11 protein-coding genes are annotated in these 8,766 nt (G+C 67.4%); 1 reads left to right on the forward strand and 10 read right to left on the reverse strand.

What is annotated here, in order from left to right:
• Positions 1–29 precede the first annotated feature (29 nt).
• Positions 30–473 (reverse strand): 50S ribosomal protein L13, encoded by a 444-nt coding sequence (gene rplM / locus ACFT7S_RS33715; RefSeq protein ID WP_179764138.1) that lies wholly within the window; start codon positions 471–473, stop codon positions 30–32.
• A gap of 227 nt (positions 474–700) precedes the next feature.
• A complete protein-coding gene (locus tag ACFT7S_RS33720; protein WP_382738658.1) occupies positions 701–2,323 on the reverse strand; it encodes an ABC-F family ATP-binding cassette domain-containing protein in 1,623 nt (540 codons plus the stop codon).
• A 67-nt stretch (positions 2,324–2,390) separates the two neighbouring features.
• On the opposite strand from ACFT7S_RS33720, the gene ACFT7S_RS33725 reads away from it, so the two are divergent.
• Positions 2,391–3,245 carry a hypothetical protein gene (locus tag ACFT7S_RS33725; protein WP_382738660.1) on the forward strand — a complete coding sequence of 285 codons (855 nt, stop codon included), beginning with the start codon at positions 2,391–2,393 and terminating at the stop codon, positions 3,243–3,245.
• An 18-nt stretch (positions 3,246–3,263) separates the two neighbouring features.
• On the opposite strand, the gene truA is transcribed toward ACFT7S_RS33725, so the two are convergent.
• The 8 genes from truA to map all read right to left on the reverse strand — a co-directional run bounded on the left by truA (position 3,264) and on the right by map (position 8,595).
• The gene (gene truA / locus ACFT7S_RS33730; protein ID WP_382738663.1) at positions 3,264–4,118 is read right to left on the reverse strand and encodes a tRNA pseudouridine(38-40) synthase TruA; all 855 of its coding nucleotides are present in this window, start codon (positions 4,116–4,118) and stop codon (positions 3,264–3,266) included.
• A 78-nt stretch (positions 4,119–4,196) separates the two neighbouring features.
• Positions 4,197–4,700, reverse strand: a complete 504-nt coding sequence (gene rplQ, locus ACFT7S_RS33735) for a 50S ribosomal protein L17 (protein WP_382738666.1) — start codon at positions 4,698–4,700, stop codon at positions 4,197–4,199.
• 200 nt (positions 4,701–4,900) lie between these two features.
• On the reverse strand, positions 4,901–5,923 hold the full coding sequence (locus ACFT7S_RS33740) for a DNA-directed RNA polymerase subunit alpha (RefSeq protein WP_003966937.1): 1,023 nt from the start codon (positions 5,921–5,923) through the stop codon (positions 4,901–4,903).
• A gap of 136 nt (positions 5,924–6,059) precedes the next feature.
• The gene (gene rpsK / locus ACFT7S_RS33745) at positions 6,060–6,464 is read right to left on the reverse strand and encodes a 30S ribosomal protein S11 (RefSeq protein WP_003956432.1); all 405 of its coding nucleotides are present in this window, start codon (positions 6,462–6,464) and stop codon (positions 6,060–6,062) included.
• Between the two features lie 72 nt (positions 6,465–6,536).
• The gene (gene rpsM, locus ACFT7S_RS33750) at positions 6,537–6,917 is read right to left on the reverse strand and encodes a 30S ribosomal protein S13 (protein WP_185299079.1); all 381 of its coding nucleotides are present in this window, start codon (positions 6,915–6,917) and stop codon (positions 6,537–6,539) included.
• A 198-nt stretch (positions 6,918–7,115) separates the two neighbouring features.
• On the reverse strand, positions 7,116–7,229 hold the full coding sequence (gene rpmJ / locus ACFT7S_RS33755) for a 50S ribosomal protein L36 (RefSeq protein ID WP_003956441.1): 114 nt from the start codon (positions 7,227–7,229) through the stop codon (positions 7,116–7,118).
• A 60-nt stretch (positions 7,230–7,289) separates the two neighbouring features.
• Complete coding sequence (infA, locus tag ACFT7S_RS33760) at positions 7,290–7,511, reverse strand: translation initiation factor IF-1 (RefSeq protein WP_014047798.1); 222 nt, start codon at positions 7,509–7,511, stop codon at positions 7,290–7,292.
• Positions 7,512–7,758: 247 nt separating this feature from the next.
• Positions 7,759–8,595, reverse strand: coding sequence for a type I methionyl aminopeptidase (map, locus tag ACFT7S_RS33765; protein ID WP_382738670.1), 837 nt, complete (start codon positions 8,593–8,595; stop codon positions 7,759–7,761).
• Positions 8,596–8,766: the final 171 nt, after the last annotated feature.

The following is an 8,766-nucleotide window of genomic DNA, read 5'->3' on the forward strand; positions in this document are numbered from 1 at the left end:
TTTCTGTACGTCTTAGGGGGTGGCCGGAACTACTGCGCGACCTGGGTGATCTCGAACGGGACCGGCTGCTGCGCGCCGTGCGGGTGCTGGTCACCCGCGTAGACCTTGAGCTTCGAGAGCATCTGACGGCCCAGGGTGTTCTTGGGGATCATGCCCTTGATGGCCTTCTCGACGGCCTTCTCCGGGTTCTTGGAGAGCAGCTCGTCGTAACGCACGGAGCGGAGACCGCCCGGGAAACCGGAGTGGCGGTACGCCATCTTCTGGGTCTTCTTGTTGCCGGAAAGGTGAACCTTCTCGGCGTTGATGATGATGACGAAGTCGCCCATGTCCATGTGGGGGGCGTAGATCGCCTTGTGCTTGCCGCGAAGGAGGTTCGCAGCCGTGGTGGCCAGACGGCCCAGGACGATGTCCTCGGCGTCAATGATGTGCCACTGGCGAGTGACATCGCCGGGCTTGGGGCTGTACGTACGCACTTCGTAGCCTTCGCTTCTTCAGTGGATGGGGTCCAGACACACGACACCTCTGAAGCGATCATGCAGCTGGGGCTCACAATGCCGGGAACACTGCCCGTATGCGAGCCACTGGTAACTGCTCCAGAGAACCTACGTAAGGGCCCTTCGCGTGAGAACGACGAAGCCAATACGTATAACAGTCCCCGACACTACCCGCCCCGCCCCGGACGGGTCAAAACGCGCCGGCCCTACCGCTCCCGCTCGACCCGCCGCTCGTCCCAGACCGGCTCCGTGGACTCCCGCACCACCCCGTCCGACCCGAAGACCAGATATCGGTCGAAGGACTTCGCGAACCACCGGTCGTGCGTGACCGCCATCACCGTGCCGTCGTACACCTCGAGCCCGTCCTGCAAGGCCTCGGCCGACTCCAGGTCCAGGTTGTCCGTCGGCTCGTCCAGCAGCAGCGCCGTCGTCCCCGCCAGCTCCAGCAGCAGGATCTGGAACCGCGCCTGCTGCCCTCCGGACAGCTTCTCGAAGAGCTGGTCCCCCTGCCGCTCCATCTCGTACCGCCGCAGCACGGACATCGCCCCGCCCCGGTCCTTGGCATGCTCGGTCCAGAGAATCTCGACCAGCGTGTGCCCCAGCAGCTCCGGATGCGCATGCGTCTGCGCGAAGTGCCCCGGCACGACCCGCGCCCCGAGCTTCCACTCCCCCGTGTGCGCCACCGACGTATCGCCGGCCAGCAGCCGCAGGAAGTGCGACTTCCCCGACCCGTTGGATCCGAGGACAGCAACCCGCTCCCCGTAGAAGATCTCCAGGTCGAACGGCTTCATCAGACCGGTGAGCTCCAGGTTCTTGCAGGTCACCGCCCGCACCCCGGTCCGCCCGCCGCGCAGCCGCATCTTGATGTCCTGCTCGCGCGGCGGCTCCGGCGGCGGGCCCGCGTCCTCGAACTTCTTGAAGCGGGTCTGCATCGCGTGGTAGCGGTTGGCCATGTCCGGACTGTTCGCCGCCTGCTGCCGCATCCGCAGGACGAGTGCCTTCAGCCGGGCGTACTCCTCCTCCCAGCGCCGAAGGAGCTCCTCGAAGCGCGCGAACCGCTCCTTGCGCGCCGCGTGGTACGTCGCGAATCCGCCGCCGTGCACCCAGACGTCCGACCCGGCGGGGCTCGGCTCCACGCTCACGATCTTCTCGGCGGCCCGGGACAGCAGCTCCCGGTCGTGGGAGACGAAGAGGACCGTCTTACGGGTCTCCTTCAGCTTTCCCTCCAGCCACCGCTTGCCCGGCACATCCAGATAGTTGTCCGGCTCGTCGAGCAGGAGCACCTCGTCGGGCCCGCGCAGCAGCGCCTCCAGGACCAGCCGCTTCTGCTCACCACCGCTGAGCGTGCGCAGCTCACGCCACTGCGCCTTCTCGTACGGAACACCGAGCGCGGCCATCGTGCACATGTCCCACAGGGTCTCGGCCTCGTACCCCCGCACCTCGGCCCAGTCGCTGAGCGCCTGCGCGTACGCCATCTGCGCAGCCTCGTCATCGACGGTGAGAATCAGCTGCTCGGCCGCGTCGACAGCCTTCGCCGCATCCCTGATCCTGGGCTGGGCCACGGACACCAGCAGATCCCGTACGGTCCGCTCGTCCCGCACCGACCCCACGAACTGGGCCATCACACCGAGCCCACCGCTCACCGACACCGAGCCGCCGTGCGGCTGGAGCTCACCGGCCAGCAGCCGCAGCAGCGTCGTCTTGCCCGCGCCGTTCGCCCCGACGAGAGCGACGACGGCGCCGTCCGCGACCCGGAACGAAGCATCGCCGAGCAGCACCCGCCCGTCCGGTAGGTAGTACTCCAGGTGCCCTGCTTCAAGATGTCCCATACCCAGCATTGTCACGGTCCGAGAAGCCCTGGCCCAACCAGTTTTGGCGCGGTCTAAGATTCGCCGCATGAGCTTTGGTCAAGGGGGGCCCTCCTGGGGGCCTGGGGGCACACACACGCCGGACTGGGCGGCGCTGGCCGAGGAGTCCGCCGCACGCAGCCGACGCAAGAAATGGCTGATGATCGGCGGCGGCGCGCTGGCCACCGCGGCCGTCGCCGCGATCGTGGCCACGGCCGTGATCACGGCCAACGGCAACGATGATCCGGCCCGGTCGGAGAAGAACGCGAGCGAGCTGCCCGCGCCCGCCGAGCTGCCCTCGGAGTCCGCCGCACCCGAGCCCTCGTTCTCCTCGGTCGCACCGCCGCCCCCGCCGGACCCGAAGGAGTACATCTCCGACGCCAAGAAGGACAAGGCCCCCATCAACGCCGACGCCTTCTTCCCCGGCAGGCGCCTGACCATGGGCGACCGCGTCCACACCAAGGGGGCGACGGCGCAGACCCGCAACTGTGCCGCGACCACCCAGGGCGCGCTCGGCTCGGTCCTCACCAACAACGGCTGCGAGCAGGTCATCCGCGCCACCTACCGCAAGGACGGCGTGGCGGTGACGGTCGGCCTCGCGGTCTTCAAGACCGAGGCCCGGGCCAAGAAGGCGGCCCAGCAGGCATCGGGCGGCATCGCCTCCCTCAACGGGGCGGGCGTACCCACCTTCTGTCGCGGCGGCACGGTCTGCCGCCGCACCGCCAACTCCTACGGCCGCTATGCCTACTTCACCGTGGGCGGCTTCACGAACGGCAAGAGCGTCACCAAGGCGGACAGCGCCGTGTTCGCGGTCGGCGACGATCTGACGAACTTCACGTTCCGTCAGATCCGCCACCGCGGCGAGGTCCAGGCGTCGGCAGCGGCCGGCGCACCCGTCTCCTGACCCGCACCGCCCGGGGGTTCAGCAGCAGCCGCCCCCGGGCAACGTCCGTACGTTCCGGGCCTCCACGGCCCGTGCCGCCAGCAACGCGTCGGCGGGATAGGCCACTTCCTCCAGCGTCAGCCCGTGCGGCCGCACCACATGCACCGCCGGGTCCCGCACCCGCGCCGCCAGTACCTCCGCCGGCCACCGGGCGGGCCGCCGCCCGTCCCCCACGAACAACGCCGCACCGATCAGCGCCCGCACCATGTTGTGGCAGAACGCATCCGCCTGCACGGTCGCCGTCATCACACCGGACGCCTCGTCCCGTACCCAGCTCAGCTTCTGCAGCGTACGGATGGTCGTCGCACCCTCGCGCTTCTTGCAGTACGCGGCGAAGTCGTGCTCGCCGACCATCGGCGCCGCCGCCTCGTTCATCGCGTCCACGTCCAACGGCCGGTCGTGCCACAGGACATGGCCCCGCAGCAGCGGGTCCACCCCGCCCGGCCGGTCCGCGACCCGGTACGCGTAACGCCGCCACAGCGCGGAGAACCGCGCGTTGAACCCGGCCGGTGCCTCGGCGGCCCGCCAGATCCGCACATCCTGCGGCATCCGCCCGGCCATGCGCCGCAGCAGCTTCTCCTCGTGCTCGGCCCACACCTCGGCCGGCAGATCGACGTGCGCCACCTGCCCCCGGGCATGCACCCCGGCATCGGTACGCCCGGCGACGGTCAGGTCGTACGTACGCGAGGACCGTGTCACGGTCCTCAGCGCATCCTCGATCTCACCCTGCACCGTACGCCTGCTGGTCTGCTTCGCCCAGCCGGAGAAGTCCTTCCCGTCGTACGAAAGGTCCAGCCGTACCCGTACGAAACCGGGCTCCACCTCGTCACTCACCCGCGCATCCTCTCAAAACAGAACGGACCCGCACCGCCCCGAAGGGTGATGCGGGCCCGTCCAGCGGTCTCAGAACGCTCAGGCGTCCTTGGACTCCGCGTCGGCCTCGGCCGGCGTGACGTCCTCGACGGACTCGGCCGGGGCCTCGTCCTTCTTGAGGGAGTCTTCCTTGACCGCGCGCTTCGTCGCGGCCTCGGCCTCACCGGTGGCCTGCTGAGCCACGGTCAGCGCCTCGACCAGCTCGATGACCGCCATCGGGGCGTTGTCGCCACGACGGTTGCCGATCTTGGTGATACGCGTGTAACCACCGGGGCGGTTCTCGTACCGCGGGGCGATCTCGGTGAAGAGCGTGTGCACGATGCCCTTGTCCGTGATCGACTGCAGCACCAGGCGACGGTTGTGGATGTCGCCCTTCTTCGCCTTGGTGATGAAACGCTCGGCGACGGGGCGCAGGCGGCGAGCCTTGGCCTCGGTCGTCGTGATGCGGCCGTGCTCGAACAGCGACTTCGCAAGGTTGATGAGAAGAAGCTTCTCGTGCGCAGCGCTGCCGCCCAGACGGGCGCCCTTGGCGGGCTGAGGCATGGTTTCTCTCCTTGTGTGCTGCACCGGCCGTATCAGGTACCGGTGTCAGTTCCCGCGAGGCGGCCGCCCCACGGAAGTTCTTGCTCGCCTGCGGCCTTCATCGGGCATCAGCCCAAAATCAAGCCTGTCCGGCGATTGAGGACAAAGTCCTCACCCCGGCACGGGGCGCCCAGAAACGCGGGCACCCAGCCGGAGGCGACTCAGTACTGCTCGGTCTCCACGAAACCGGCATCCGCGTCGTCATCCGCACCGAACGCGTCCGCCGCGGCGGTCGGGTCGAAGCCGGGAGGCGAGTCCTTCAGCGCGAGGCCCATACCGGCCAGCTTCGCCTTGACCTCGTCGATCGACTTCGCACCGAAGTTGCGGATGTCGAGCAGGTCGGCCTCGGAACGAGCCACGAGCTCACCCACGGAGTGGATGCCCTCGCGCTTGAGGCAGTTGTACGAACGGACCGTGAGCTCGAGCTCCTCGATCGGCAGCGCCAGATCGGCAGCGAGCGCGGCGTCCGTCGGCGACGGGCCCATGTCGATGCCCTCGGCGTCGATGTTGAGCTCGCGCGCCAGACCGAACAGCTCGACCAGGGTCTTACCGGCCGACGCCATGGCGTCACGGGGACGCATGGCCTGCTTGGTCTCGACGTCGACGATCAGCTTGTCGAAGTCGGTGCGCTGCTCGACACGGGTCGCCTCGACCTTGTACGTGACCTTGAGCACCGGGGAGTAGATGGAGTCGACCGGAATCCGGCCGATCTCCTGGCCCACCTGCTTGTTCTGGACGGCGGAGACGTAGCCGCGACCGCGCTCGACGGTCAGCTCCATCTCCAGCTTGCCCTTGCCGTTCAGCGTGGCCAGGACGAGGTCCGGGTTGTGGACCTCGACACCGGCCGGCGGGGCGATGTCAGCAGCGGTGACCAGGCCGGGACCCTGCTTGCGCAGGTACATCACGACCGGCTCGTCGTGCTCCGAGGAGACGACGAGCTGCTTGATGTTGAGGATGAGGTCGGTGACGTCTTCCTTGACGCCCGGCACGGTGGTGAACTCGTGCAGGACACCGTCGATGCGGATGGACGTGACAGCCGCACCCGGGATCGAGGAGAGAAGGGTCCGACGCAGGGAGTTGCCGAGGGTGTAACCGAAGCCCGGCTCCAGCGGCTCGATCACGAACCGGGAGCGGAACTCGTCGACGACCTCTTCGGTCAGCGACGGACGCTGAGCGATCAGCATGAGGAGAATCCTTCAGTCGTGGGCACCCACTATTTGATGCCCTACAGATAGAACAAGGGTACGGGCGGCACGCCTCCGAAGAGACATACCGCCCGGACCCGAAAGAAACGCAACAACCGTTACCGGCCGTCGTGCGTCAGACGCGACGACGCTTCGGCGGGCGGCAGCCGTTGTGCGGCGTCGGGGTGACGTCCTGGATCGAACCGACCTCGAGGCCCGTGGCCTGGAGGGAGCGGATCGCGGTCTCGCGGCCGGAGCCCGGACCCTTGACGAAGACGTCAACCTTGCGCATGCCGTGCTCCTGCGCGCGGCGGGCGGCCGACTCGGCGGCCATCTGCGCGGCGAAGGGGGTGGACTTGCGCGAGCCCTTGAAGCCGACGTGGCCGGCGGAGGCCCAGGAGATCACGTTGCCCGAGGGGTCCGTGATCGAGACGATGGTGTTGTTGAACGTGCTCTTGATGTGCGCGTGCCCATGAGCGACGTTCTTCTTTTCCTTGCGACGCACCTTCTTGGCTGCGCCCTGACGACCCTTGGGGGGCATGTCTTTACTCCAGATGGAGAGGGGAGGTGATCGGTCCTACAGCGAAGACCGCTGGATAGCGTCCGCTGAGGACTACTTCTTGCCCGGCTTCTTCTTACCGGCGATCGCGCGACGCGGGCCCTTGCGGGTACGCGCGTTGGTGCTGGTGCGCTGGCCGTGGACCGGCAGACCGCGACGGTGACGGATCCCCTGGTAGCAGCCGATCTCGATCTTGCGGCGGATGTCGCCCTGGATCTCGCGGCGAAGGTCACCCTCGGTGCGCAGGTTGGCGTCCACGTACTCGCGGATCTTGACCAGGTCCTCTTCGGCCAGGTCACGAACGCGGGTGTTCGGGTTCACGCCGGCGCTGGCGAGGATCTCCTTGGACCGGGTACGCCCGATGCCGAAGACGTAGGTGAGGGCAACCTCCACGCGCTTTTCGCGCGGGATGTCAACACCTGAAACGCGTGCCATTCAATGGCTCCAGTTGTTATGTCGGGGGTCTTCCACAGTGTCACTCCCGGCCGCCGACCTCTCGTACGAAGTACTGAGGTGGTACGTCCGGGTCCCCGGCCCCCGCCGGAGGTGTCGTCAGCCGAAGCTTGGACGGGCACTGCGTATGTACGAATTACGTGCGTCGCGCGAAGTCTGCGAGATGCAGGGGGTCGTGCTTCAGCCCTGGCGCTGCTTGTGGCGCAGGTTGTCGCAGATGACCATGACCCGACCGTGACGGCGGATCACCTTGCACTTGTCGCAGATCTTCTTGACGCTCGGCTTGACCTTCATGGGATGTCAGGTTCTCCGGGTCAGTGCCACCACCGCGCCGAAGCGCGATGCGGGCAAGATCTACTTGTATCGGTAGACGATCCGGCCACGCGTCAGGTCGTACGGAGAGAGCTCCACCACGACCCGGTCATCCGGGAGGATACGGATGTAGTGCATCCGCATCTTGCCGCTGATGTGCGCGAGGACCTTGTGACCGTTCTGGAGCTCCACCCTGAACATTGCGTTCGGGAGAGACTCGATCACGGTGCCCTCAATTTCGATGGCACCTTGCTTCTTGGCCACGCTTCGCCTTTCGAATCGGCTACCTTGATCGACTTCGGGTTCCGTATGCGGACACACGGATGCACGAGAGCCGACGAGTCAGTCTACGTCAGCGGACTCGAAAAGACGAATCCGTCAAGTTTGCCCACTACAGCTGATCCAAAAACCAGCCGGTCCGGCACTTGGCAAACCACGGGGCGCATCCAGCCCCTCCGGCGTTTGAGGAGCGGGGCCCGGGGCGGAGCCCCGAATGCGCCCCGCTCCCGGCTCAGCCCAGAGGGTCCGGCGCCACCTCGACCCCATACGGGGCCAGCCGAGACCGCCCACAGTCCGGAGCGGTCAGTACCAGCGGCCCCTGCTCCGTCAGAGCAATCGAGTGCTCCCAGTGCGAGGACCAGGTGCCGTCGGTCGTCAGGACCGTCCACTCGTCGGCGAGGACCTTCGTCTGCGCCGTACCGAGGGACACCATCGGCTCGATGGCCAGGCAGACGCCCGGGACCAGCTTGATGCCCTTGCCGCGCTTGCGGGAGACGTAGTTCAGCAGGTGCGGGTCCATGTGCATCTCGGTGCCGATGCCGTGGCCGCCGTAGTCCTCGATGATCCCGTACTTACCGGTGGCCGGGCGGGGCTGGCGGCGGATGTAGGACTCGATCGCCTTGGAGATGTCGACGAGGCGGTTGTTCACCTTCATCGCAGCGATCCCGGCCCACATCGACTCCTCGGTCACCCGGGACAGCTCCACGAGCTCCGGGGCGTGACCGGTGCCGACGAACGCGGTGTACGCGGCGTCGCCGTGCCAGCCGTCGATGATCGCGCCGGCGTCGATCGAGATGATGTCGCCGTCCTTGAGGACCGTCTTGTCGTCCGGGATGCCGTGCACGACGACCTCGTTGACCGAGGTGCAGATGGTCGCGGGGAATCCGCCGTACCCGAGGAAGTTCGACTTCGCACCGTGGTCGGCGATCACCTTGCGCGCGACCTCGTCCAGGTCCTTGGTGGTGGCGCCGGGCACGGCCGCCTCGCGGGTGGCGGCGTGAATGGCAGCGACCACCAGGCCCGCCTCGCGCATCTTCGCGATCTGCTCGGGGGTCTTGATCTGCACCATTGCTCGGCGCCTCTCTGCGTCTGTGGGATACGGGTGCGGCGTACCCCACGATACGGCGCAAACAGTCGGCCGCGGCGCCCTGAGGCGCCCCCGCCGGGGGGGTATGTTAATAGGGGGGGGGGAGGCCCGTGGGGTAATAAAAAAAAACAACCCCCCAGAAAACAGGGGTTA

The organism is Streptomyces sp. NPDC057136 (genome assembly GCF_042670885.1).
In the GTDB taxonomy this organism is placed as follows: domain Bacteria; phylum Actinomycetota; class Actinomycetes; order Streptomycetales; family Streptomycetaceae; genus Streptomyces.